The following is a 24,508-nucleotide window of genomic DNA, read 5'->3' on the forward strand; positions in this document are numbered from 1 at the left end:
TCTTACGGGGGATGAGACAGGACAGTTTTCGGGGTAGGGGGTTGACGCCCGTCCCTGGAACGATCATGCGAAGAGGGCCCCGCGGTACACCGCGGGGCCCTGCGTCGGACCTGTGCCCGAAGCCGTCTCAGTCGGACAGGCGCTCGCCCGTGGACGTGGAGAACACGTGGGTCTCGCCGGGCCGCGGCACGACGTGCAGGGTGGCGCCCTTCTCCGGCACCTGGCGGCCGTTCACGCGCACGACCAGGTCGTTCAGGGTGCCGTCGATGTCGGCGCTGCCGTACACGTAGCCGTCGGCGCCCAGTTCCTCGACCACGTTCACCGAGACGGCGAGGCCGGCCGGGGCGTCCGCGGCGTCCTTGGTGAGGGCGGTCGCCGCCGCCCCGCCCAGCTCCACCACGTCGAAGTGCTCGGGGCGCACGCCCACGGTCACCGTGCGGTCACCCTTGTCGGTGGCGGCCTTGAGGGCCTCGCGGTTGACGGGCACCACGCTGTTGCCGAACTTCACACCGCCGTCGGTGATCGGGACCTCGACCAGGTTCATGGCCGGGGAGCCGATGAAGCCGGCCACGAAGAGGTTCGCGGGCTTGTCGTACATGTTGCGCGGGGTGTCGATCTGCTGGAGCAGACCGTCCTTGAGGACCGCCACGCGGTCGCCCATCGTCATGGCCTCGACCTGGTCGTGGGTGACGTAGACGGTGGTGATGCCGAGCCGGCGCTGCAGCGAGGCGATCTGGGTGCGGGTGGAGACGCGGAGCTTGGCGTCCAGGTTGGACAGCGGCTCGTCCATGAGGAAGACCTGGGGTTCGCGCACGATGGCGCGGCCCATGGCGACACGCTGGCGCTGACCGCCGGACAGGGCCTTCGGCTTGCGGTCGAGGTACTCGGTGAGGTCGAGGATCTTCGCGGCCTCCTCGACCTTCTGCCGGATCTCCGCCTTGTTGACGCCGGCGATCTTGAGCGCGAAGCCCATGTTGTCGGCGACCGTCATGTGCGGGTAGAGGGCGTAGTTCTGGAACACCATGGCGATGTCCCGGTCCTTGGGCGGCAGGTGGGTGACGTCGCGGTCGCCGATGCGGATGGCGCCGGCGTTGACGTCCTCCAGGCCCGCGAGCATCCGCAGCGAGGTGGACTTGCCGCAGCCCGACGGGCCGACCAGGACGAGGAACTCGCCGTCCTCGATCGCGATGTCGAGCGCGTCGACGGCGGGCTTGGTGGAACCCGGGTAGATCCGGGTCGCCTGGTCGAACGTGACAGTGGCCATGGTGAATGGGCCCCCTTCTACCGGCAGGAACGTGCCGGACGATCCGTTGTAGGAAGGTGGTTGGTGTAGTCCACGCGAGTGAACCGGTTCGAGACGGTACCCGGCGTTCACGTGGTCTGTCAGTACGTGGGCGACTGTGAACTTCGCGGAAATTTTCGACGGGTCCGCCATGTGTCGTGGGTACACTGCACAGGCACGTCCGCGCGGCACGCGCGACGGGCCTCCTTAGCTCAGCTGGTCAGAGCGCCGCTCTTGTAAAGCGAAGGTCGTCGGTTCGAATCCGACAGGGGGCTCTGGGAAACCGGCTCTGACCTGGGGTTTAACCCCGGAGAGGCGCCCTATTCGGCCTCGGGCTTCGTGTCCGAGGCCGTTTGCGTGAGCGGTGTGTGAGCGGGTGCGTCACCAGGGTCCGGCCGGGCGGCGGATTCCCCGGTATCCGGCGGCATCTCTTCCGCGCCGGATTTCACGCCATCGGCGGCCTTTGGCCCGGCTTGGGTCTTCTCGGCATCGCCTGCCCGGCGTGCGCGCGGGACGAGGCGGGCGGCGGCCTCCGCGATCGCGCGGTCGGCCTCGGCTGCGTGGGGCAGCGTCGTCGCGCCATGGCGCAGGTCGTGGAGTCGGATCGGCGGGAGGCCGATCTCCTCGTGCAGGTCGATGAAGCGCCGTGTGACGTTGGCCGGGTGGAGCATCGCTCTGTCTTCCTGGGTGAAGACGCGCCCGGTCCCCACCCGGGCGGGCGGGGCCGCGATGGCGGTGAGGCGCTCGCGGCTCTCGGGGAAGGACAGGCCGAGGGCGCGTTCGGCGCCGGAGAACCACATCGGCTCGCCGGCGGCGTTGGTGTCGCCTCCCACGGCGACCTTGTGCCCGCGCACATCGCCGGAGGGGAAAACCGGACGTCGACAAGGACGCCTTCAACACCGTCGAGCAGATGGAGGAACTCCTCCGGGCTGGTGGCGATGGACACCGGCCGGTGCGCAGGCGATCACGAGGGGTCTTGGGCCTGCCGACGCGTCCAGCGCCTGTGGTGCCCGCCCCGCGCGAGGACTCGCCCTCTTTCCCGCGACGAATGTTTGGGGCAGCTGAGCTGACGGCGCGGCGCCCGTCCCGCCCCCGGCCCGTCAAGCCGTCAGCTCCCTCCCGATCTCCGTCAACGCCTCGACCACAACCCGTACCGCCGGACGCACCGCCGCCTCCGGCCGCCACACCGCGTAGATCCTGCGGGTGAGGGCGGGTTCGACCGGCAGGGCCACCACGTCCGTCGGGAGGTGGCCCAGGCCCAGGCTGGGGACCATCGCGAGGCCCACGCCGGCGGAGACCAGGGCGATCTGGGTGGGGTGTTCGGCCACCACGTGGACGATGTGGGGTTCGGCGCCCTGCTCCCGCATGGTGTGCATGAGCCATTCGTGGCAGGTCGAGCGCTGGGGCCGACTGATCCAGGACGCGTCGAGGAGTTCGCCGATGCGTACGGCGGGACGGTCGGTCAGGGCGTGGTCCGCGGGCAGCGCCACCCTCGCCGTGTCCACCATGAGCAGGCGCCTTCTCAGCTTCCCCGGCCAGGAGATCGGCATGTGCTCCCAGTCCTGGGCGATGCCGACGTCCAGTTCGCCGCGCTCCACCTGCGGCAGCGGGGAGTCGTGGTCCACCTCCCTTACCCGTAACTCCAGTTGGGGCGCGCGCTCGGCGAGGAGCCGCAGGGCCCGCGGCACCACGCCGCGCGCCGCGGTGGGGAAGGCGCCCAGTGTCAGCCGGCCCACGGGATGGGCGTTGTACGACTGGAGTTCGGCCTCGGTCTCGTCGACCAGGGCCAGGATGTGCCGGGCGCGCTCCGCCAGCAGCAGCGCGGTGGGCGTGAGTTCCACACCGCGGCCGGTGCGGGTGACCAGTTGGTGGCCGGTTTCCTGTTCGAGCTTGCGAAGGTGCTGGGAGACGGCCGAGGGCGTCAGGTGCAGCACCGCGGCCGCCCCGCTGACCGAGCCATGGGCGGCCACGGCCTGCAGGCTGCGGAGTCGATCCAGGTTCAGCATGGTGAATGCATGCTACAAACAGAGCTCACAAAACCTCGCTTGTCGCGGGCTTCCCTCGATCGCAGAGTGGTGGTCATGGAATCAGCCTCCTCCGCGACCGAGAGCGCGACCGAGACCGGGGGTGCCGCCCCGTCCCCGAGTTCGCCTTCTCCCGATCACCGCCCCGGCCTCGACTGGCGCATCCGCTTCCTGCTGCTGGCCCTGGTCTGGGGTCTCAGCTTCCTCTTCGTCAAGATCAGCGGAGAGGCGTTCGCGCCGCTCCAAGTCGCCCTGGGGCGGGTCGCGTTCGGAGCCGTCGCGCTGCTGGTCGTGCTGGTGGTCAAGCGGGACACCCTGCCCCGCCGGCCGGCGCTGTGGCTGCATCTCGCCGCCGCCGGCTTCTTGCTGAACGCCCTGCCGTTCACGCTCTTCGCCTACTCGGAGCAGCGCATCACCTCCGCGCTCGCCGGGATCTGCAACGCCACGACACCGCTGTTCACCCTGCTCGTGGCGATGACCGCGCTGCCGAGCGAGCGGCCCAACCGGAACCGGCTGGTCGGCATGGCCATCGGCTTCCTCGGTGTCCTCGTGGTCTTCGGCATCTGGAACGGCGCCGACGTCGGCGACCCGCTGGGCGCGGGCCTGGCACTGGCGGCCGCGCTGAGCATGGGCGCCGGCTGGGTGTACGTCCGCCGTTTCCTCACGGACTCCGGGCACTCCAGCGTGTCGCTGTCCGCGGCCCAACTGACCGCCGGGGCCGTCGAACTGGCCCTGGTCACGCCGTTCCTGACGTCGTTCCCGCGCGCGTTCCCGCTCGCCCAGTCGCTGTCCCTGCTCACCCTCGGCGCCGTGGGCACAGGCATCGCCTTCCTGATCCAGTACGGGCTGGTGCGGGACGCGGGCGCCACCGTGGCGTCCATGGTGACGTATCTCGTCCCCATCATCTCCACCGTCGCCGGCGTCATCGTGCTGGGCGAGACGCTGAACTGGCACCAGCCCGTGGGGGCCGTGGTGATTCTCGCCGGTGCCGCGCTTTCGCAGCGCCAGATTTCCTCGAAGTAATCATCTTCAAGCTTTTCGGAAACTCTCGTGAAATACCCAACTTGTAGGCTGAGAATAACTTCGGAGAACGCTGAGAGGAAAACAACTGTGTCTGCGTCCGACACCATCAGGAAGATACTCGTCTCGCACATCTACGTAGAGGTCCCGGTCGAGCAGATAGGCGAGCAGGACAGTCTGCGGGACGTGCTGGGGGTGGACTCCCTCGGCTTCGTCGAACTGCGCGTCCAGCTTGAGGAGGCCTTCGGTATCGCCATCTCCGACGACGACTTCACCCCGGAGCACTTCGCCACCGTCGCGACCCTGACCTCGCTGGTAGAAAGCCTGAAGGCAGCAGCAGCCACCGCTTGACCGATGCCTCGGACAGCGCCGAACGGCGCGTGAGACACGAATGGAGCGATGTGGCCGACACCGCCGCACGGGAGCCGTACGTCACCGGAATCGGCTGGGAGACACCTCTCGGGAATTCCGTGGACGACGTATGGAAGCAGCTGATGGAAGGAAAGTCGGGAATTACCGACACGCCTTCCGGAATTCCCGTCCGAAGTCCGCTGGCAGCCATGGTGCCGACCGTTCCGGCATCCGCTGACCCCCACCTCCGGCAGCAGGAACTCGCCGTACGTGCCGCACAGGCGGCACTGGCCGACGCCGGGATTTCACCGGGCGGCCCGGACACCGAGCTGATTCTCGGGACGAGTTACGCGGGAAACCTCGACGATCCCGACGTCCCCTCCCTCTACGACTGGGCCCGCCGCACGGCCGACCGGATCGGCTTCCCCGGCACGCCGCTGTGTGTGACGACCGCCTGTTCCGCCGGGTCCGACGCCGTCCTGATGGGCGCCGAGCTGATCCGCTCGGGGCTCCGCGAGGTCTGCGTCTGTGTCGGTGTCGACATCGTCACCGCCGCCAAGCGGCTGGGCCACTCCCTGCTCGGCACGATGAGCACCGAGGCCCTGCGCGCGTTCGACACCCGGCACAACGGCATGGTCCTCGGCGAGGGCGCCGGCGTCCTCGTCCTTGAGTCCGCGGGGCACGCCCGCCGCCGCTCCGCACGGGTGCACGCCGTACTGCGCGGCGCGGGCTCCGCGAACGACGCCGCGGGCATGACCGCCCCCGATCCCAGCGGCCACAGCGTCTGCCTGGCCGTGGAACGGGCCCTGACCGGCAGCGGCCTGAGCACCGACGACATCGCCGTGGTGAGCGCGCACGGCACCGGCACCCCCGTCAACGACGCCGTGGAGTCCACCAGTCTGCGGGCGCTGTTCGGCGCCGGCCCGCGCGGCCCCGTCGTCTACGGCACCAAGGGCGCGCTGGGCCACAGCCTCGGCGCCTGCGGGACCATCGAGGCCATCACCCTGATCAAGGCCCTCACCGACCGCGAGGTACCCGCCGTCCAGGGCCTGGAGACCCCGATGGAGGACTTCCCGCTGCCGCTGCCGGTCGGCGCACCGAGTCCGGTGCCGCCGGGCTCGGGACTCAGCCTGACGCTGGGCTTCGGCGGCTTCAACACCGCGCTGCTCTTCTCCGTGCCGGGAGGCGACGATGACTGATTCCCGTACGCCGGCCGCCCTGGCCTCTGTCGGGTACGCGGAGATCGTCACCGACGCGCCGGAGCGCCACTCCCGCAACGGCTCGTCCCTGTTCGCCGATCCCTTGGCCTGGCTGATGGCCGAGGCCGCCGAGGCCGCCGCACGGGACTGCCGCACCGGCCTGACGGAGATGGGTGGCCTGGCCGAGATCGGCGACCTGGTCGGCATGATCGCGGTCAGCGAGGTGTGCACGCTCGACACCATGCGCCAGATCGCCCGGGCCACGCCCCGGGGAAGGCTGTCGCCGCTGAAGTTCGCCGGCGCCAACCCGGGCTCGCTCGCCGGACTCGCCTGCATCCGGCAGGGGTTCCGCGGTCCGACGCTCACCCTCTCCATGCCGCCGGCCGCGGCCCTGCCCACGGCCCTGGACGTGGCCGCCGGCTGGTTCGGCCGGGGCAGCGCCCGCTACGTCCTGCTCGGCACCCACCGGCAGGACGGTGACACCCACGCCGTCCGGTGCGCCGTACTGCAGTCCGTCCGCGCTCCCGAGCCGCACGCGGAGTCCGCTCTCGCCCGCCTCACGGCACCGGTCCCCACGACCGTCGCCGCGACCAGCTGAACGAGGTGTCCTCTCCCATGCTCACTCGACCTCCCGCCGTGGACCTGGGCATCAGCCGGGACGACGTCGTCTCGCTGCTCGCGCGTACCCTCGACCTCGGCCGGCCCGGCGACGTGCCCGACGGCCCCGACTTCGACACCGTCGCGGCCGACTTCGCGCGCCTCGGGCTGCGCGAGGGAACCCCCGTCGTCATCGCCCTCGCCAACGGTACCCACCTGCTCAAGCAGTACTTCGCCGTCCTCCTCGGCGGCTGCGTCCCGCTCTTTGTCGCCCCCTCGACCCCGTCCACCCGCATCAACGCCCTGGCCGGGCATCTGCACGCCGGGGCGCTCGTCGCCGCGCGCATCGACCCGTCCCGCTACGGCGCCGACCGGGTGCACCGGGTCGGCGAGCAGCAGGCCGTACTCCTGACGGCCGGCGGGCCGCAAGGGGCGTACGCACCGGGCCACGCGCTGATGCTCACCTCGGGCACCTCGGGCATGTTCAGCGCCTGTCTGCACCGGGTCGACTCACTACTGCGCAACGCGCGCCGGCACGCTGCGGCGGTGGGCACGCGGGCCGACGACCGGCTGCTGATCACGCTGCCGCTCTACTACTCGTACGCGATCGTCGCCCAGGCCCTGACCGCCCTGGTGGCCGGGGCCGGGCTCGTCATCTCCGGACCGCCGTTCAACCCGGCCGGCTACCGTTCGGCCGTCGTCCGGCACGGCGTGACCTCGTCCTCCATCACCCCCACCATCGCCCGCCAGTTGGTGGAGACGGGGGAACGACTGCCGTCCCCGCTGCGGTCGCTCGCGGTCGGCGGCGACCGGATGGACCCGGTGCACGTCGCCGGTCTTCTCTCGCTCAACCCCACGGGCGAGCTGTACGTCACCTACGGCCTCACCGAGGCCGGGCCCCGGGTGGCCACGCTGGCCGCCCACGCCGAACCCGCGCACTGGCACGCGTCGGTGGGCCTGCCGCTCGCCGGCGTCGGCGCCACGATCCGCGAACCCGGACCGGACGGCGTCGGGGAACTCCTGGTGGCCACCGACACGGCACTGCTGCGCAAGGTCGGCCCCGCCGCGCGCCAACCGCTCCTGGAACCCGGCCTGATCGCCACCGGCGACCTGTTCCGGCGCGACGACGACGGCTACCTGTACTACGGGGGCCGGCTCTCCGACTTCGTGGTGGTCCGCGGCGAGAAGGTCTCCCTCTTCACCGTCCGGCAGGCCGCGCAGACCATCCCCGGTGTCGCCCGCGCGATCCCCCGCGTCCGCCGGGACGCGGACGGCGAGACGCGCATCGACCTCGAAGTCCACGCCTCCGAACCGGTCCTGGTCACCGACGACATGGTCCACGAGGCGCTGCGACCGCTGCTGCTGCGCAGCGAACGCCCCGCCGGGATCACGGTCGTTCCCGTCTCGGCGACCGTCCAGCACAAGTGAACCGGACCAACAGGCAAAGGAGCGGCACCGTGACCGCACCCCGCACCCAGCTGTTCTGCGTGCCCCACGCCGGGGGCTCCGCCGGAGTGTTCCGGCCCTGGCAGCGCATGTTCCCCGACCACATCGACGTGGTCCCCCTCGAACCCGCCGGGCGCGGCACCCGCCGCTCGGAGGACTTCGCCACCGAGGTGCCGCAGGCCGCCGCCGACCTGGCCGGACTGCTCCTCGACCGGCTCGACACGGACCGGTTCTTCCTGCTCGGCCACTGCATGGGCGCCCTGATCGCCTACGAGATGGTCCACCACCTCGAACGCGCCGGCCTGCGCACCCCGCACACCCTGATCGTGTCCGGCCGCAACCCCCCGCACCTGCAGACCGAGTGGGGCAAGCGGGTGGCCAAGCTGCCCGACGACGAACTCTTCGCGGAACTGCGCTCCGTGGGCGGAGTCCCTCAGGGACTCAGCCGCGCCATGGCCGACGGCTTCCTGCACATCATCCGCAACGACCAGGCCATGGTGCACGCCTACACCCCGGCCGACCCGCCGCACCGCGTCGACGTGCCCGTGCACGTCCTGGCGGGCCGCGAGGACGAGATGACGCACCCCGACCGGCTGCCCGGCTGGTCGGCGTACACCACGGGCCCGGTCGAGGTCGAACACCTCACCGGCGGCCACTACTTCCTCTACGACTGGCCCGACCACGTCGCGTCCCGGGTGGCCGGCTGGACGGCACAGGAGGCGGTCACCGCATGAAGTTCCGCCACCTCGGCACCACCGGCGTCCGCGTCAGCAGCCTCTGCCTGGGCACCCTCATGTTCGGCTCCTGGGGCAACAAGAGCGCCGACGACTCCGTCCGCATCATCCACCGTGCGATGGAGGCGGGCATCAACTACGTCGACACGGCCGACTCCTACTCCCGCGGCGAGTCCGAGGAGATCGTCGGCAAGGCCCTGTCGATGTCCGGCCGCAGGGACCGCGTGATCCTGGCGACCAAGGTGCACTCTCCGATGGGTGTCGACCCCAACTCCCGTGGGAACTCCCGCCGTTGGATTCACCAGGCGGTGGACAACAGCCTGCGCCGCCTGGGCACCGAGTGGATCGACCTCTACCAGGTGCACCGGCCCGACCCGCACACGGACATCGACGAGACCCTCGGCGCGCTCACGGATCTCGTACGGGCCGGGAAGATCCGCTACTTCGGCAGCTCGACGTTCCCCGCCCACCAGATCGTCGAGGCCCGGTGGACCGCCGAACGCCGCCACCGTGAACGCTTCGTCTGCGAACAGCCCCCGTACTCGCTGCTCGCCCGCGAGATCGAGACGGACGTGCTGCCCACCTGCCTCAAGTACGGCATGGGGACGGCCACGTGGAGTCCGCTGGCCGGCGGCTGGCTCACCGGCCGCTACCGCAAGGGCCAGGAGATCGCCGGGACCGGGCGGGCCGGCCGCTGGGGCAAGCGGTACGACATGTCGACCGAGGCGAACCAGCGCAAGCTCGACGCGGTGGAGCAACTGGCCCTGCTGGCAGAGGAGTCGGGCCTCAGTCTGATCCATCTCGCCCTCGCCTTCGTCACCGAGCATCCCGGCGTGACCTCGGCGATCGTCGGGCCCCGCACGATGGAGCAGCTGGAGAGCCAGCTGGGGGCGGCCGACGTACGGCTCCCCCGGGACGTCCTCGACCGGATCGACGAGATCGTCCCGCCGGGGCGCACCCTCAACCCGGAGGACGGCGGCTGGAGCCCACCGGAACTCGCCGACGCGTCGCTGCGGCGACGCGGGCACTGAGGACGAGAGGAGGACGGCATGTCCGTCACGAGCGACGAGCAGCGGCCGGCGCCCGCGGTCCACGCGATCCCCGACGACCTGGCCGACCCGGCGTCCGGTCTGACCCCGGCCGGCTGGCGGCGACGGGCCGAGCACCGCTTCGAGGTCGGGGCCCGCTACGGCAGCGGCGACCAGCCGCTGGTCCTGGCGCACGCGGTACGGCTCGCGGCCCTGGCGGTCGCCCATGAGGCCTACCGGGTGCCCCGGGACCATCACTGCGTCTTCCGGTCCCTGTCCTGCGAGCCCGCGGACCCCGGCCCGCTCGCCCTGCCGCCGGGCACCCCGATCACGATCGGCCTCGACTGCCTCGACCCCGACCTGCGCCGCGGACGGCTGGTCGGCGCGGGCTTCCGGGGCGAGGTCCGCACCGAGGACGCCTCGCTGGGCACCGGACAGGTGGACTTCGCGTTCCTCTCCCCGGCCGTGTACCGGTTCGTCCGCGGCACGCCGGGGGAGGCGGCGCCGGACGCGCCGCCGTGGACCGGGTCGTCCGCACGGGAGTTCCGTCCGCGCCCGGACCAGCTGACCTTCCGGGGCGCGCCGGTGGACCACATACCCGGGATGACCCTCGCCGAGGCCCTGCTGGAGCTGGTGCGCGACCACGCCGGCGGCGACCAGGTGACGCACCTCTCCAGCAGGTTCACGGGCTACACGGTTCCCGACGCCCCGTGCTCCCTCCGCCTCCGCCCCGCCGGTGCGGACGGGACGCGGAGATACGAGGTGCTCGCGGTGCAGTCCGGGCGAGCGGTCTGTGACGGGGTCGCCGTCGTGGGCTGAGCCGCACGTCCCGGTCCACGGCGGCGACAGCATCCCGCATGCCCATTCCATGGGGGTCCGGCGCGGACGAGTTCGCACGGAGATCCTGGGCGAGCACGGGGTCGAGCCCGACGGCGTCCGTGACGTGGACGCCGCCTGGGCCGCCTTCGGCGCGTTCCTCCAGGTCGAGATCGAGGGGATCGGGCCGCCTGGGAACGACGGCGCTGAACTCCCGCGCGTAGGGGGACCCGGCTGCCCGTAACTCCGACACGCACGCACCTCCACTGGTTGGCGCCGTACCACAGCGGAGTCCACGGTGCTCCAACCAGCTTGGTCCGTCCACCAGTTCGAGCTGTTACCCCTGGTAGATGACATGGATCACCGGTGAATCGATCGTCTCGCTCACGAAGTGGCCGGGGCACTCCGATCCGGCGTTCACGCTCCGGACGTACACCCACTTCATGCCGCAGGCCGGCGCACGTGGGCTATCCGCCGTCGAGGTGTGGTTCACGTACCCGGCCGAAAGCACCTGAGGACTCCCAGAGGGCGCGGTCAGCTGCCGGATGCCGTGAACGTGCAGGTCGGAGCTTGATCGTTCCCCCCGGCCTTTTCGGGGGCCCGCCGCAGCAGGCAGCGGAAAGTCCCTCTCAAGTCCTGGACACGTCACGGTGGGCGCCACCTGAAGAGGGGGGCGATTCCCCTTGACGCCTCGGCTCGGAAACTTCGGTCACAAGCGCCCCCGGCGGTGCGATCCCAGCCGCCGCCTGCTGTCTGCCTTCGCGGACGGTGCTGGTCTGGATGTGCCGGCACGACTCACCATCCGACCTCACAGGAGGACTCCGACAGCACCCGTCACCACTTCCATCAGCCCCACCCGAGGAACGGCCGGTACCGATGTGGTCATCACCGGTACCGGGTTCGGCGCCCTCGCCGGCGCACCGACCGTCTCCTTCGGCAACACGTCCGTGAGCGGCGCGGTCACCATCGCCAACGCCCAGATCACCGTCACCACGGCACAGGCCGCTTCGGGGCTTGCTCACACGATCGACTGAGTGCCTTGACCCGACCAGGCCCGCTGCATGTCCGACCTGTCCCCGGGTTCCTAGCGTGAGCTTCATCGGTAAAGCAGATGATCCATGTCAAAGGAGCTGATCGTGAGGCACAGACGTACTCATGGCGGGTGGGCCGCCACCTCGGCGGCGCTGGCCGCCGTCCTCGCCGCCGCCGCGCCGGCGGCCGCCGTGCCGTCGTCCACCAGCGTCACCGCCTCACCGACGACGGCGACCGTCGGCGGCTCGGTGCAGCTGACCGCGTCCGTCACGTGTGCCTCCGACCCGAGCGGCGGCCTGGGCATGTCCTTCTTCGACGGCGGCGACCTGCTGAGCACCGTGCCGGTGGGAGCCGGCGGACAGGCGACGTACACCACGTCGTTCACCACGACGGGCCCGCACACCATCACCGCCGCCTACAACGGCAACCAGGCCTGCGACGCGTCCAGCAGCACCACGACCGTCCAGGTCTCGGCGTCGCCGGCGCCGCCGCCCGGCGGAACACCGGGGCTGTGCCTGCTGACCTGCGGCAGCCTGATCGGTTTCGTCGTGGGAGACATCCACAACAGCGTGTCCGTCCGCTGAGAGACGAGGGCCTCCCGACGCCGGTCGTCGATGCCGCGATCCACGACCGGGCCCGGAAGGCCCTCGTCCGTCAGGCTCCCGGTGCGCGCGCCGGCGCCGTCCGGGACCGCACGCCTAGGGAGCCGAGGACGACGACTCCTCCTGCGGGGCCAGGCCCATGCGGGCCGCCAGCGCCGCGGCGAGCGAGGCGACGGTCGGGTGCTGCCAGACGAAGTTGCTCGCCAGGCGGACGGACAGGTCGGTGTCCAGCCGGATGCGCAACTCGGTGGCCAGCAGCGAGTCGAAACCGAGGGACCTCAAGGGCGTGTGCGGATCCAGCGTGGTGCTGCCCGTGCGCAGGATCGCCCGGATGTGGTCGGTCAGGTAGTTCTCCAGCTCGGTCTGCCGGGCGATGCCCGGGGGCAGGGCCTGGAGCCGGGCGCGGATGTCCGTGCCGCCGGCCCCGGGTCCGGGCTCCTGGGGAGCCTGGGCACCCTCCGCCGCGAGGAGGGCGAACAGGCTGGAACCCGCTGCCCCCCGGGGAATCCAGGTCCGGGGCGGACCGGGAATCACCGCGGTCTGGACCCGCCGGTGGGTGAGCAGGGAGTACAGCGCCGCCAGGCCCTCACGGGTGGGGATCGTCTCGTAACCACGATCGGCGAAGTCGGTCGCCTGTCCCGTCTCGCCCCAGGGCCCCCAGTCGACGGCCAGGGTGGGCGATCCGTTGCGGGTGCGCCACGTGGCGAAGGAGTCCAGCCAGGAGTTGGCGGCCGCGTACGCTCCCTGTCCGGCGTTGCCCAGCAGCGAACTCATCGAGGAGTAGAGGACGAACCAGTCCAGCGGGTGGTCCGCCGCGGCCTTGTGCAGGTTCCAGGCGCCGGTGACCTTCGGGGCCCACACCCGTTTCAGCTGGTGCTCGCGGGCGGTGGCCAGTGCGGCGTCGTCCAGGACCATGGCGCAGTGCACGATCCCGCGCAGGGGGACGCCGCCCTTCACGGCGGCCTCCACCAGGCGTTCGGCGGTGCCGCCCCGCGCGATGTCGCCGAGCACGACCGAGGTGTCCGCGGGCAGTTCGTTGACGGCGCGCGCGCATTCCAGCGACGGCGGGCGACGGCCGTTGAGGATGATGCGCCCGGCTCCCCGCTCGGCCAGCCAGCGCGCGGTGGCCAGTCCGAGACCGCCGAGACCGCCGGTGACGATGTAGGCACCCTCGGGGCGTACGACGGGCGGACCGTCCGGCAGGACGGCCTCGGCCTCTCCCCGGTCCGGCACGGTCAGCACGACCTTGCCGAGGTGATGGGCGCGGGCCATCAGCTGGAAGGCGTCGGCCGCGCGGTCGAGCGGGTACTCGGTGCACAGCAGGGGCTTGAGGCGTCCGGCGGCGATGTGGCTCATGACCTCGCGCAGGACCACGGCGAAGAAGTCCGGGCGGCGCTGCTGCAGTTCGATGAGGTCGACGGCGCTGAAGCTGATGTTGTGCCGCATCGGGCCGAGCCTGAGAGCGGCGTCGGCCATGATGTCGCGCACGCCGAGCTCGACGAAGCGGCCGAACGGCCGCAGACTCTGGAGTCCGGCGCGGACGGCGGGGCCCGCCAGGGAGTTGAGGACGACGTCGACCCCCTGCCCGTCGGTGGCCCGGCGGGTCTCTTCGGCGAAGTCCAGGGTGCGGGAGTCCATCACGCAGCGGATCCCCATACCGCGCAGGTGCCGCCGCTTCTCCTCGGAACCGGCCGTCGCCAGGACGTCCGCGCCCAGCATGCGGGCCACCTCGATCGCGGCCAGCCCCGTGCCTCCGGTGGCGGAGTGGACCAGTACACGTTCGCCGGGGACGAGCCGGGCGACGTGGTGCAGGGCGTACCAGGCGGTCAGGTACGCCGTCGGCAGACCGGCCGCCGTGGCGGGTGCCAGTGACCGCGGCGCGGGGACGACGGCCGTGGCCGGCACGGTGACGAAGGAGGCGAAGGCGCCGCCCTGGAGCTGGACGGCGAGCACCGTGTCACCGGAGCGGACGTGGTGCACACCGGAGCCGACGGCGCTGACCGTGCCGACGCACTCGAAGCCGATGCGGTAGGCGGCGGCCCGCTCCGAGCCGAGCATGCCCAGCGAGGTCAGGACGTCGCGGAAGTTGAGCCCGGCGGCCTGGACGCGCACCTCGACCTCGCCCTCGCGGGGCTTTCGCCGGCCGGTCGCGGCCAGTTCCAGGCTGCCGATGTCGCCGAACCGTCCGACGCGCAGGCGGAACCCGTCCTGGCCGAACCGGACCGTCCGGGAGGAACAGGCGGTGTGTTCACCCGCCGTGACGGGAGCGGGGGCGACGCGGGCGACGTACCGAACCCCGCCGCGCAGGGCGACCTCGTCCTCCGGCGCGTCGGCGAGGAGTTCCGCGGCCAGTGTGCGCAGGCCCTCCTCACCGGGATCGGTGTCGACGAGCGTGGGGCGCAGACGGGGCTGTTCGACGGCCATGACACGTGTCACCCCGCGCACCGTGCCGTGCGCGGGGTGGCCCTTCTCGTCCGCGGTGACGGCGTACGCCTGCCGGGTGGCGACGTACACCCGCGAGTCCCGGCAGTGTTCGTCGGCGGCCTGCGCGAGTGCGAGCAGCCGCCGTGCCCGCTGCTGTGCGCCGTCGACGGGGTGGGCGGGCGGTGTGCCGCACAGCAGGACGACGGCTCGCCAGCCGCGGTCGCCGGCGGCCAGGTACCGGCCGAACGTCTCGGCCCATGTGCCGAGCCCCTCCGGGTCCAGCGGGTTCTCGCGCACCTCGACCCGGGCGCCGCCGGTGCGCAGGAGCGCGGCAAGACGTTCCGCCTCGCCGTCGCCCTCGCCCACCACGAGCCAGTCCCCGGGCGCGGGGGCGGCGGTGCGGGGACGGGGGACCCGGTGCCAGCCGAGTTCCATGAACCACTGGTCGACGGGAGCGCTTTCGGCCGGCGCGCGCCGGACGAACCGCACGCCGTCGAGCGCCAGGACCGGCCGACCGCCGGCGTCCAGGACGCGGACGTCCCCGGCGAGCGTCCTGTCGCTGTTCTCGGTGACCCGTGCGTGGGCGTGCACGGCCCGGGTGGGGTCGCCGAGCAGGCGCAGCCGGCGTACCTGCACCGGCAGGATCGCTCCGGGCGCGGTGGCGTGGCCGGCCCCGGCGACCAGCAACTGCAGGCACAGATCGAGGAGGACAGGGTGCACGCTCAGGCCGTGTTCGGGGGTACGGGCCGTGGGCGGCACCTCGATCTGGGCCCACAGGCTGTCGCGACGCCTCGTCGTGTGCAGCGTGGTGATGCCGGTGAACGCGGGGCCGTGTTCCAGCCCGCAGGCGCGCAGCCCGGCGTAGAGCTCGGCGGGGACGAGGGGGACGGGGTGTTTGCGGTCGAGTTCAGAGAGGGACGCGGCACGGACGTCCTGCGTCGCGAGGACGCGACGGGCGACGGCCGAGGCGTGCAACTGCCAGGAGCCGTCCGGGGTGCGGGAGTGGATCTCGCAGGCGGCCTGTTCACCGGTCGTGAGGGTGAGGGTGGTGCTGACTTCCGGGGCACCGTCGAGGGGCAGCAGGTCGTGGAAGGTGACGTCGAGGAGCTCGACCTCCGTGGATTCCGTGGCGTCGGCGAGTGCGGTCTGTGCCGTGGTGTGCAGGAGGGCGCAGAATCCGGCGCCGGGCAGGACGGCGGTGCCGTGCACGAGGTGGTCGTTGAGCCAGGGCAGGTGATCGGCCGGAGCGGTGGCGCGCCAGGAGTGGCGGACCTGCTCACCGGGGATCTCGGTGTGCCGGCCGGGCAGCGTGCCTGCCTCGGCGGGCGCCGTCCGCCCGGCGGCCCAGTGGTGGGCGCGGTCGAAGGTGATGGTGGGGGCGTCGGTCAGATTGCCGCCGCGGTAGAGGGCGGACCAGTCGACGGTGCCGCCGTGGCAGTGGAGGGCGGCGAGCTGGGTGCGGAAAGTGGTCGGTTCGTCCTCCGCGCGACGCAGCGTGGGGAGGACGACGGCGTCGGGGACCAGCGGGGCCAGGCTCTCGGTGAGGGACTGGGTGACCACGGGGTGCGGGGAGATCTCGATGTAGATCTTGTGCCGCTCCTGCGCGGCGACGGCCACGGCGGGCTGGAAGCGGACGGGCCGGCGCAGGTTGTCGCACCAGTAGTCGGCATCGAGCACCGGGGGCTGGAGCGGGTCCTCGGACACGGTGGAGTAGAACGGGATACGCGGCGGACGGGGGGACAGATCGAGCAGGGCCTCGCGCAGATCGCTCAGCAGCGGTTCGACGTGCGGGCTGTGGGAGGCGACGTCGACCGCGATCGGTACGGCGGCGATCCCCCGCCGGCCCCAGCGGTCGACCAGATGGGCGATCTGGTCGGCGTCGCCGGAGACGACGGTGGTGTCGGGCGCGGCCAGGACGGCGACGGACACACCGTCGGCCCCGGCGTCGGCCAGAGCGGCGTCCACCCCGGCCCGGTCCAGGCCGACACTGGCCATCGCCCCTGTCCCGGCGATCCGTTCCAGCAGCGCCGACCGGCGGCAGATGACCCGGACACCGTCGGCGGGCGTGAGGGCTCCGGCCACGACCGCGGCCGCGGCCTCTCCCATGGAGTGGCCGATGACGGCGGCGGGCAGGACTCCGTGTGCCTGCCAGGTCGCGGCCAGCGCGATCTGCAGGGCGAACAGGGTCGGTTGCACCTTCCGGCACCCGGTGACGGGTTCTCCGGCCCTGATCAGGTCCAGGACGGAGAACCCCGCCTCGGTGCGGATGAGTTTGTCGGCGTCGGTCAGCGCCTTCTCGAACACCTCGTCGTGGGCGAGCAGTTCCCGGCCCATGCCGGCCCACTGGGAGCCCTGGCCGGAGAACACCCAGACGGGCCGCCGGGGGGCCGTGACGTCGCCGGTGCCGGACACGAGGCCCGCGTGGGTCAGGCCGTTCTCGAACATCCGCAGGGCCTCGACGGTCTCACCGCGGGAACGCGCGACGACGGCGAGGCGTCCGCGGCCGGGGCTGCGGCGCAGGGCCAGGGTGTGGGCCACATCCCGCAGCGGGACGTTCTCACCGTCGGTCTCCAGCCAGTCGGCCAGTCGGTGAGCGGCGGCCGGCAGGGCGCGGTGGGAACCTGCCGCGACCACGATCACCTCCGGTGCCGCGGTCCGGGGCCGGCGGGGAGCGGGAAGGGTGGCACGGCGCGCGGAGGACGGCGGCTCCTGCAGGATGACGTGGGCGTTGGTGCCGGAGAAGCCGAACGAGGAGACCGCGGCCAGCCTGACCGGCTGCTTGCCCGGCCACGGGGTGGCCTCGTGGGGGACGAAGAAGCGGGTGGCGTCCGCCTCGATGGCCGGGTTCCAGCGGTTGAAGTGCAGGTTGGGAGGGATGGTTCCGCGCTGGAGGCACAGGACGGTCTTGATGAGCCCGGTGATGCCCGCGGCGGGCTCCAGGTGGCCGAGGTTGGTCTTGACCGACCCGAGGGCGCACGGGGAGAGGCCGTTGCCGTACACGGCGGCCAGGCTGGCGAACTCGACGGGGTCGCCCACCGGGGTGCCGGTGCCGTGGGCCTCGATCAGCGAGATCTGGGCCGGGTCGACATCGGCTCGGGCGAGTACCGAGCGGTAGAGCGCCTGCTGGGCGGCGGGAGAGGGCGCGGCGAGGCCGTCCGAGCGGCCGTCCTGGTTCACCCCCGACCCGCGGACCACGGCGAGGATGCGGTCGCCGTCCCTGCGGGCCTCGGCCAGGCGCTTGAGGACGACGACGCCGCAGCCCTCGCCGCGGACGAACCCGTCCGCGGCGGCGTCGAAGGTGCGGCAGTGCCCGGTGGGGGAGAGCATGCCCATCCGGACGAAGGACCGGGTGATGCGGGGAGCGAGCATGAGCGTGACGCCGGCGGCCAGGGCGAGGTCGCACTCCCCGCGGCGCAGCGCCTCGCACGCCAGGTGGAAGGCCACCAAGGAGGACGAGCACGCGGTGTCGAGGGCGATGCTGGGGCCGTGCAGGCCGAGGAGGTAGGAGATGCGGCCCGCGGCCACGCAGTGACCGTTCGTCAGGATGGAGCCCTCCAACTCCATCGGCTGACCGGCCAGTTGATCCATGTAGTCGTTGTAGCTGAGTCCCGTGAAGACCCCCGTCGGGGAGCCGGCGAGTCCGTCGGGAGGCAGTCCGGCATGTTCCAGGGCCTCCCAGATGACCTCCAGCAGCAGGCGGTGCTGGGGGTCGAGGACATCGGCCTCGCGGCCCGAGACCCCGAAGAAGTCCGCGTCGAAACGCGAGACGTCCCTGAGGTAGCCGCCCCGGGTGAACCGCGACCGCGCGTCGGCCGGTGCTCCGTCCCCGAGGATGGTCATCTCGCGGCCGGGCGGCGGCGCCCCCACCGCGTCGCGGCCCTTCACCAGTAAACGCCAGAAAGCGGCCGGGGAGTCGGCGTCTCCGGGAAGCCGGCAGCCCATGCCGACGATGGCGACGGGCGCGTTCGCGGGCCGAGGGCCGTGCTTGTCGTTGACCACGGGAGTCTCCTTCGATCACGGGAGAGGTGAAGGGTGTGCGCTCCTCCAGGAGAGCGGGGGCGGTGTGGCGTGGCCGCCGGGCGGCAGACGGGCCCGGCGCGCACCGGAACGGCACGTGCCTGTGCGTCGGCGGCCGTCCGTACGGCGCCGTGCGCGACCGTCGGCTTCACGGGGCATCGCGCGCGGGGGTCGCCTCGGTCCGGCGGTGACGGGCCGTCTGCCGGGGAACGGGCGGGGCCGGGTTCAGACTTCGGGGCTGCCGAGGAGGATCGCGCTCTTCACGCCGCCGACCTGGTAGTTGAAGGTGAAGGCGTAGTCGAAGTCGAGGGAACGGGGCGTCGTTCCCGGAACCGGGTCGAAGGTCAGGCAGTCCGCCGGCTCCTCACAGTTGGCGGTGGGGCACACCTGGCCGTGGTTCATCATCAGCAGGGTGACGGCCACTCCCAGACAGCCGGCCGGGGCGCCGTTGTGGCCGAAGCAGCCTTCCTGCGACGTCATGAGGAGGTCGCGCGACGCGGGGCCGTACAGTTCCCGGATCGCGTTCGCCTCGAACGTCGTCACCATGACATTGCCGTCGCTGCCGCCGTGGACGTAGGGCACATCGGAGATGTCCCAGGTGTCCCCGAGGCACCGGCGCACCGCGGACACGAGCGCCTTGCCGGTGTCCTCGCAGGCCAGCGGATTGGAGAGCCCGTCGCGTGTGGTGCTCTGCGACAGGATCCGGCCGTACAGGCGGGCGCCGCGCGCGAAGGCGTGTTCGCGGCTCTCGATGACGACGGTCGCGGACCCCTCACCGTGGTTGATGCAGTCGGCCCGCCGGTCGTACGGGCGCATCAGGGCGTCGAACGAGGGCAGGAGGCTGGGCATGTCCTCGGACCGCATGGCGTCGTAGGCCTGCTGGGCCCCGCTGAGCAGACGCTGGATGTTGCGGATGAGGGTGACGCTGAAGACGTCGACCCCGGTCACCACGGCGATGTCGGCCTCACCCGCGGCGATCATGCGCTGGGCGGTGCCGATCTGCAGGGCGGAGGACGCGCAGCCGCACGACACGGTGAAGTTGGGGCCCTTGGACCGGGTGAGGCCGCCCTGGACCAACGCGACGTCCGAGGGGGTGACGGACTGTTCCGCCGCGACGAACATCTCCAGCGCCTCCGCGACCGGATAGGTCGCGGGGTCGGCTCGCATGACGGCGAGATAGCTGTCGATGTTGGCGTCCACCCCGCCGCGGCCCACCAGGATGGCCGCGTCCTGGAGGTCGCGCTGGACATCGAGACCGGCGTCCGCGCACGCCTGGGCCAGGGACATCAGACCGAAGCGGTGGGCGTCCGTGTAGTGGCGCGAGAAGAATTCGGGGATGTCGGGAACGTGTTCCTCGAATGTCTGCCTGGACAGGTTGACGCTGCCGTAGTAGACGCCGTTGTTGACGAGGCATGACGTTCCGGTGGAGGCGACTTGCCAGAGGTCGTCCGCGGTGAGCACCGGCGATCCGGCTCCCGGCAGACACAGCCCGATTCCGGTGACCACGGCGTCACAGCCCCGTCCACCGGTCCTGCGCCTCACGAGTCGCCCTTTGACTGCTGTGATTTGATCATGGCGCTTTTCCTTTCAGGACTCCGCGATGGGATTCCGCGATGGGATTCTGTGACGGGATTCCGCGATGGGTTATTCGGCCACATAAGTGCGGCGGCACCAGCGGTACAGGGGCAATCGGCGGCCATCGTGCACGGAATAGGAGCCGGAGAACTCGAAGTGTTCGTAGGCGTTCCCGCAGAGGATTTTGATTTTCGGCTCGATTTCCAGGGACCTGACTTCCCATACGATGGGGACGGAGATCCAGTCGGGGCCTCCGGAAAGAATCACCCGAGTGGTGTTCGACATGTCCACCTCCGCTGGTGGTGTTGAGGGCGGGGCTCGATCAGCGCCCCTGCTCCGCCCCTTCGGTTTCACCGTGACGTGTGCACATGCGCCCGCATGAGCTTCCACGTGACGCGTTCGCGCTCTCGGTCAGGGACGGCACGCGGGAAAGAACGGGAAACAGGAAACGGGAAGCCATGAGGCCGACCCGGCACAGGGAGCGGAAAAAGGCGGCATGCAGCATGATGACCTCGCCGTGCGATCGATGGGCCCGCCGCTCGTCGCCGACGAAGACGGTTGCCGTGGGGCGGTCGGGCGCCGCGGCGCTGCGGAAGGGGCGTGGACGGCGGCCGGGCCGCGCGGGCTCCAGCGCATCGGGCGGACGGCCCACCGCGAGCCGTGTCGGACAGCAGAGCCGGGACCTGTCATCGGCCCGGCCGGCCGCCGGACCGAAGACGCGACGGTCCGGCGGCGGCTCGCCCGGCTCTCACCGGGCGGGGAGGGGTGCCTTGGCACAGGCACCCGGTCGGGGTGGCGGTCAGGACGCGTCGGCCAGCGCCTGGGTGATCGCGGAAGCGGTCGCCTGCTCGGAGCCGAGGGCGGACCCGGACGCTCCGATCAGGTTGTACACGACGGCGGTGGCGTTGGACGCGGACGCCGTGAGGACGTTGGCCCCTACGACCTGCGGCTGCCCGAGACAGTCGCCCAGGGCCGCGACGAGCGAGACCGCGGTGGACAGATTGTGGGTGCGCGCGGTCCGGGTGTCGTTGGCCTGGTCGGCGGTGATGGCCGCGTTGTTGGACGTCTGCGCGCTCGTCAGGTCGTTGACACAGGGCGAGGCGGTTGCGGCCGCGGGGGTCGCCAGGGCCACGGGGGCGATGCCCGCGGCGGCGCCGGCCGCCATGACGGCGCTGACGGCGGCGGCGGTGATGCGAGAACGGAACATGCTGACACTCCTTGGAGAGATGACACATGCGCTCATTGGCGACGAAGTCGACGGGGAGCGGTCCCGCGTCTTCCGAAGGACGGCCTGCTCTGGGAACGACAATCACCTGGGCCGCCGCGCAACCTGTGCGCCTGGAGTGACGACCGGAACGGGTAGCAGTCACGTCCCCGGAAAGGGATGGGCGGCCCGCCGGTTCGTAAATCCAGTAAAGCAACGGCGATGAGCAGCATCTCAAGGGTGGCTGCACGGTATCACTCGATCGCAGTAATGTACGCGTGTCGACACATGATCTTTCGAATCACGGGTCCGAGCCCAAATGTGCGCCCTGAGCTGGCAGTTGTGCTTTCGCCTGCGTATTGCGGTGATCAACTCCGCAATGGATCAGTCTAGTTGCAATCGGTGGATCAAGAAGCGTACGACACGTCCCGTCGGGGAGCGTGTGAACTCTCGCCGCTCCGGCGGTAGTCCCGACTTCGATCGACCGGTTCGGGTGCGAGGCCGACGCGACTCACTTGATCGCGCGGGGGGTTGGGAATACAACTTCACTGGAGGACTTCACTCTTTGTATAGTCCGCACCGGACCCACCCTCGCGGCTTGCTGGTTGCCGTCTGGACCAGATATGCAGGAACGAATTTCCAATCACATTGAGTAGGCCATTTGGGTGCTACTCCACAGCCAGCTGTTGCCGCCGCATGACGGCTCGGCGATAACGGTTACATCCAACGGTGGGCTGCCCGTCCTCTCCGGGGGAGTGGCTGCTCGACCCAGGAGGCGCGTGGGCTTCATGGCGCCCTCCGAAGGAGGGGTTTGCCACGATGGGCACCCCCAGAGAGAAGTTGGATCGTCAGCCGGCGCCGGTACCGGCGTCGGCTGACGCCTGACTTCTGGCCACCGCGGAACAGGAGCGTGCTGCTCGGACCGCCGTGCATGCCATGACCCGGCCATGGCGGGCTCACAGGGCCGCCGCTCCAGGAGGGTGCGGGCGGTTTCGCCGTCTCCCGCTCAAGAGAGGGCGATCGCCGAAGGTGAGGAGCATACGGGGGAAGAGCGGAGAACGGCGTTGCGCACGTGCGCCGTCGTCCCGCATCGCGCGTCGACGCCGGCGCCACGCTCTGCCCCTCGGCCCCGCGCGAAGAGGAGTTCACTCACCCGCGTCCCCGGCGTTACGCGCAGCGCCGGGGACACCAGCGCATTCCCTCCGTAGTGCCCCTACACGAGCACCAGGAGAGTCATGTCCACGACCCCACGTGTATGCGCGCGTGTCACGCTGTCCCCCCAGGAGATCGAGCGATGGCCCGACACCCCGGTCGCCCGGGCGCTGGCCACCTTATGGCCCCGATCCCGCACCGCCACCTTCCGCCTCCCGGCCATGGACCGTGCCGTCCCGATCTGCCGGAGCCTGACCCGCTCCTGGCTCGACCAGCAACGCTTCACGGACGAGGACATCTGCGACACCGTCCTGCTGATCAGCACCGAACTCGCCACGAACGCCATCGTCCACACCGGCAGCGCGGTGATCACCATGAGTCTGCGCAGGAACAAGGACCACCTTCGGATCCAGGTGCGCGATCAGGGCACGCAGTCCGTCGGCCAGCACTGGCACAACACCTCGGGGTTCGGCCGTGGGCTGGAGATCGTCGCCAGTTCCGCCGGCGTGCTCGGCACCCGCAGAGGAGCGGACGGCACCCGGACGATGTGGGCCACCGTCGATCTGATGTGAGACATGCACAGGTGATCCCTCGGACGAGGGCGAAGGGCGCCTGGGCAGGGGAACCTCCCCCCTGCCCAGGCGCCCTTCCCCGTGACGGGGAGCCTTTCGCCACACGGGCCGTTACGGCAGTCGGGTGAATCGGCGTCGACTCCGTTGATACGCAATACAGCCTTATGCGGTACTGGATCCACCCAAACGGTGGGCCGCCCATCCCTTCCCGGGGCAAGCGGCCTGCGGTTTCTCGTACGACTTCGTGCGGACGACACCGCGGACGGCAGGGCGCTCACAGCCTGCCGTCCCCTGGGGACGACACCCCGTGGAGGACCCGGATCCGTCGGCGCCGCGACATGACGGCGCTCTTGGCGGACGGCCCCGTACCACGTCCCGGGAGTCGCCATGCGAGATGTCCGCCCCTGTCCGAGCCGCTGTGGGTCCTCACCCCGACCGCGGACTCGGCGAGGGGCGAACGCGCTCACCGGTGACACGGTGACGCGGTCCCGGCCGGCGGTCTCCGTCAGCCCCGGGGAATCGCGGTCTCCCCGTCCCCCGGCGTCCGGTACAAGGCGCCGCCGTGGACGAGCGCCCCGTTTGCGGCACGCGGCCGCCCGTCGCTTCGTGCCGTCCGAGTCCGGGGCGGTCCGCCGACGGCGACGTGCGTGATCCATTCACCTTTCTGAGGAGAAATCTCCATGTCCTTGCCCGCTACCCAGATCCCCGGCTTCCCTCCCGGCTTCCCGTTCCCGTTCCCGCCGAGCACCCCGACCATCGGGGCCCTCATCCCGAACTCCGGCCCCACCAGCGGCGGCAACCCGGTCCTCATCCTGGGGTCGGGGCTCGCCAACGCCTCCTCGGTGACGTTCGGCGGCACCCCGGCCGGCATCCTGTTCCAGGACCCGGTCGGCCTGCTGATCATCGTGATGGCGCCGGCCCACGCCGCGGGCACCGTGCCGGTCGTCGTCACCAACGCGGGCGGTTCGAGTGCCCCGGCCATGTACAGCTACGTCGCGCCCGCCGCGCCGACCGTGATCTCGCTGATCCCGACGAGCGGACCCACCACCGGGGGGACGCCGTTCACCATCGTGGGCAGCCACCTCACCGGTGCCTCGGTCACCTTCAACGGTGTGCCGGCCACCGGGGTCGTGGTGGACCCGACCGGCACCGTTCTCACCGGTCTCACGCCGGCCGGTGCCGCGGGCAACGTGCCGGTGGTGGTCACCACTCCCGGCGGCAGCACCACCGTCACGGGCGGCTTCACCTACGTCGCGCCCCCCGGGCCGGTCGTGATCCTGCTCGCACCGATCACCGGTCCGGTCGCCGGTGGCACGGCGTTCACCATCGTGGGCAGCAACCTCACCGGTGCCTCGGTCACCTTCAACGGTGTGCCGGCCACCGGGGTCGTGGTGGACCCGACCGGCACCGTTCTCACCGGTCTCACGCCGGCC

20 protein-coding genes and 1 tRNA gene are annotated in these 24,508 nt (G+C 71.3%); 14 read left to right on the forward strand and 7 right to left on the reverse strand.

Annotated elements, in window-relative coordinates:
• Positions 1 to 127: 127 nt before the first annotated feature.
• Positions 128 to 1,264, reverse strand: a complete 1,137-nt coding sequence (locus ACWDD7_RS05165) for an ABC transporter ATP-binding protein (protein ID WP_351876939.1) — start codon at positions 1,262 to 1,264, stop codon at positions 128 to 130.
• Positions 1,265 to 1,483: 219 nt separating this feature from the next.
• Between ACWDD7_RS05165 and ACWDD7_RS05170 the strand changes: the two genes are divergently transcribed.
• Positions 1,484 to 1,557, forward strand: a tRNA-Thr gene (locus ACWDD7_RS05170).
• Positions 1,558 to 1,602: 45 nt separating this feature from the next.
• Here the strand turns inward: ACWDD7_RS05170 and ACWDD7_RS05175 are convergent.
• Together ACWDD7_RS05175 and ACWDD7_RS05180 are read right to left on the reverse strand one after the other, a co-directional pair.
• Positions 1,603 to 2,136 (reverse strand): tyrosine-type recombinase/integrase, encoded by a 534-nt coding sequence (locus ACWDD7_RS05175; protein ID WP_450456410.1) that lies wholly within the window; start codon positions 2,134 to 2,136, stop codon positions 1,603 to 1,605.
• A 246-nt stretch (positions 2,137 to 2,382) separates the two neighbouring features.
• On the reverse strand, positions 2,383 to 3,288 hold the full coding sequence (locus ACWDD7_RS05180) for a LysR substrate-binding domain-containing protein (RefSeq protein WP_450456411.1): 906 nt from the start codon (positions 3,286 to 3,288) through the stop codon (positions 2,383 to 2,385).
• A gap of 75 nt (positions 3,289 to 3,363) precedes the next feature.
• On the opposite strand from ACWDD7_RS05180, the gene ACWDD7_RS05185 reads away from it, so the two are divergent.
• From ACWDD7_RS05185 to ACWDD7_RS05235, 11 genes are all read left to right on the forward strand, one after another.
• Positions 3,364 to 4,329, forward strand: coding sequence for a DMT family transporter (locus ACWDD7_RS05185; RefSeq protein ID WP_450456412.1), 966 nt, complete (start codon positions 3,364 to 3,366; stop codon positions 4,327 to 4,329).
• An 87-nt stretch (positions 4,330 to 4,416) separates the two neighbouring features.
• Positions 4,417 to 4,677, forward strand: a complete 261-nt coding sequence (locus ACWDD7_RS05190; protein WP_450456413.1) for an acyl carrier protein — start codon at positions 4,417 to 4,419, stop codon at positions 4,675 to 4,677.
• Positions 4,678 to 4,727: 50 nt separating this feature from the next.
• Entirely contained in the window at positions 4,728 to 5,876 is a 1,149-nt protein-coding gene (locus tag ACWDD7_RS05195) for a beta-ketoacyl-[acyl-carrier-protein] synthase family protein (RefSeq protein WP_450456414.1), read from the forward strand.
• Complete coding sequence (locus ACWDD7_RS05200; RefSeq protein ID WP_450456415.1) at positions 5,869 to 6,474, forward strand: polyketide synthase; 606 nt, start codon at positions 5,869 to 5,871, stop codon at positions 6,472 to 6,474. Before ACWDD7_RS05195 ends, ACWDD7_RS05200 begins: the two co-directional genes overlap by 8 nt.
• 17 nt (positions 6,475 to 6,491) lie before the next feature.
• Positions 6,492 to 7,901: a class I adenylate-forming enzyme family protein gene (locus ACWDD7_RS05205; protein ID WP_450456416.1), complete on the forward strand. Its 1,410-nt coding sequence runs from the start codon at positions 6,492 to 6,494 to the stop codon at positions 7,899 to 7,901.
• 29 nt (positions 7,902 to 7,930) lie between these two features.
• Positions 7,931 to 8,653 (forward strand): thioesterase II family protein, encoded by a 723-nt coding sequence (locus tag ACWDD7_RS05210; protein WP_450456417.1) that lies wholly within the window; start codon positions 7,931 to 7,933, stop codon positions 8,651 to 8,653.
• Positions 8,650 to 9,684 (forward strand): aldo/keto reductase, encoded by a 1,035-nt coding sequence (locus ACWDD7_RS05215; RefSeq protein ID WP_450456418.1) that lies wholly within the window; start codon positions 8,650 to 8,652, stop codon positions 9,682 to 9,684. Before ACWDD7_RS05210 ends, ACWDD7_RS05215 begins: the two co-directional genes overlap by 4 nt.
• 18 nt (positions 9,685 to 9,702) lie before the next feature.
• Complete coding sequence (locus ACWDD7_RS05220; protein ID WP_450456419.1) at positions 9,703 to 10,500, forward strand: AfsA-related hotdog domain-containing protein; 798 nt, start codon at positions 9,703 to 9,705, stop codon at positions 10,498 to 10,500.
• Between the two features lie 49 nt (positions 10,501 to 10,549).
• Positions 10,550 to 10,741 (forward strand): hypothetical protein, encoded by a 192-nt coding sequence (locus ACWDD7_RS05225; RefSeq protein WP_450456420.1) that lies wholly within the window; start codon positions 10,550 to 10,552, stop codon positions 10,739 to 10,741.
• Between the two features lie 538 nt (positions 10,742 to 11,279).
• Positions 11,280 to 11,531, forward strand: a complete 252-nt coding sequence (locus ACWDD7_RS05230; RefSeq protein ID WP_450456421.1) for an IPT/TIG domain-containing protein — start codon at positions 11,280 to 11,282, stop codon at positions 11,529 to 11,531.
• 102 nt (positions 11,532 to 11,633) lie between these two features.
• Complete coding sequence (locus ACWDD7_RS05235) at positions 11,634 to 12,113, forward strand: Ig-like domain-containing protein (protein ID WP_450456422.1); 480 nt, start codon at positions 11,634 to 11,636, stop codon at positions 12,111 to 12,113.
• 114 nt (positions 12,114 to 12,227) lie between these two features.
• Here the strand turns inward: ACWDD7_RS05235 and ACWDD7_RS05240 are convergent, their stop codons facing one another.
• The 4 genes from ACWDD7_RS05240 to ACWDD7_RS05255 all read right to left on the reverse strand — a co-directional run bounded on the left by ACWDD7_RS05240 (position 12,228) and on the right by ACWDD7_RS05255 (position 21,354).
• Positions 12,228 to 18,554 (reverse strand): SDR family NAD(P)-dependent oxidoreductase, encoded by a 6,327-nt coding sequence (locus tag ACWDD7_RS05240; protein ID WP_450456423.1) that lies wholly within the window; start codon positions 18,552 to 18,554, stop codon positions 12,228 to 12,230.
• 243 nt (positions 18,555 to 18,797) lie between these two features.
• The gene (locus ACWDD7_RS05245) at positions 18,798 to 20,078 is read right to left on the reverse strand and encodes a beta-ketoacyl synthase N-terminal-like domain-containing protein (protein WP_351876942.1); all 1,281 of its coding nucleotides are present in this window, start codon (positions 20,076 to 20,078) and stop codon (positions 18,798 to 18,800) included.
• Between the two features lie 138 nt (positions 20,079 to 20,216).
• On the reverse strand, positions 20,217 to 20,432 hold the full coding sequence (locus ACWDD7_RS05250) for a DUF5988 family protein (protein ID WP_450456424.1): 216 nt from the start codon (positions 20,430 to 20,432) through the stop codon (positions 20,217 to 20,219).
• A gap of 514 nt (positions 20,433 to 20,946) precedes the next feature.
• The gene (locus ACWDD7_RS05255) at positions 20,947 to 21,354 is read right to left on the reverse strand and encodes a hypothetical protein (RefSeq protein ID WP_450456425.1); all 408 of its coding nucleotides are present in this window, start codon (positions 21,352 to 21,354) and stop codon (positions 20,947 to 20,949) included.
• Between the two features lie 1,232 nt (positions 21,355 to 22,586).
• Here ACWDD7_RS05255 and ACWDD7_RS05260 point away from each other — a divergent pair.
• Both ACWDD7_RS05260 and ACWDD7_RS05265 read left to right on the forward strand, forming a co-directional pair.
• On the forward strand, positions 22,587 to 23,075 hold the full coding sequence (locus ACWDD7_RS05260) for an ATP-binding protein (protein ID WP_450456426.1): 489 nt from the start codon (positions 22,587 to 22,589) through the stop codon (positions 23,073 to 23,075).
• A gap of 680 nt (positions 23,076 to 23,755) precedes the next feature.
• Positions 23,756 to 24,508: IPT/TIG domain-containing protein (locus tag ACWDD7_RS05265; RefSeq protein WP_450456427.1), on the forward strand; the 753-nt coding region annotated here is incomplete at its 3' end.

It is taken from the genome of Streptomyces sp. NPDC001056 (genome assembly GCF_053598955.1).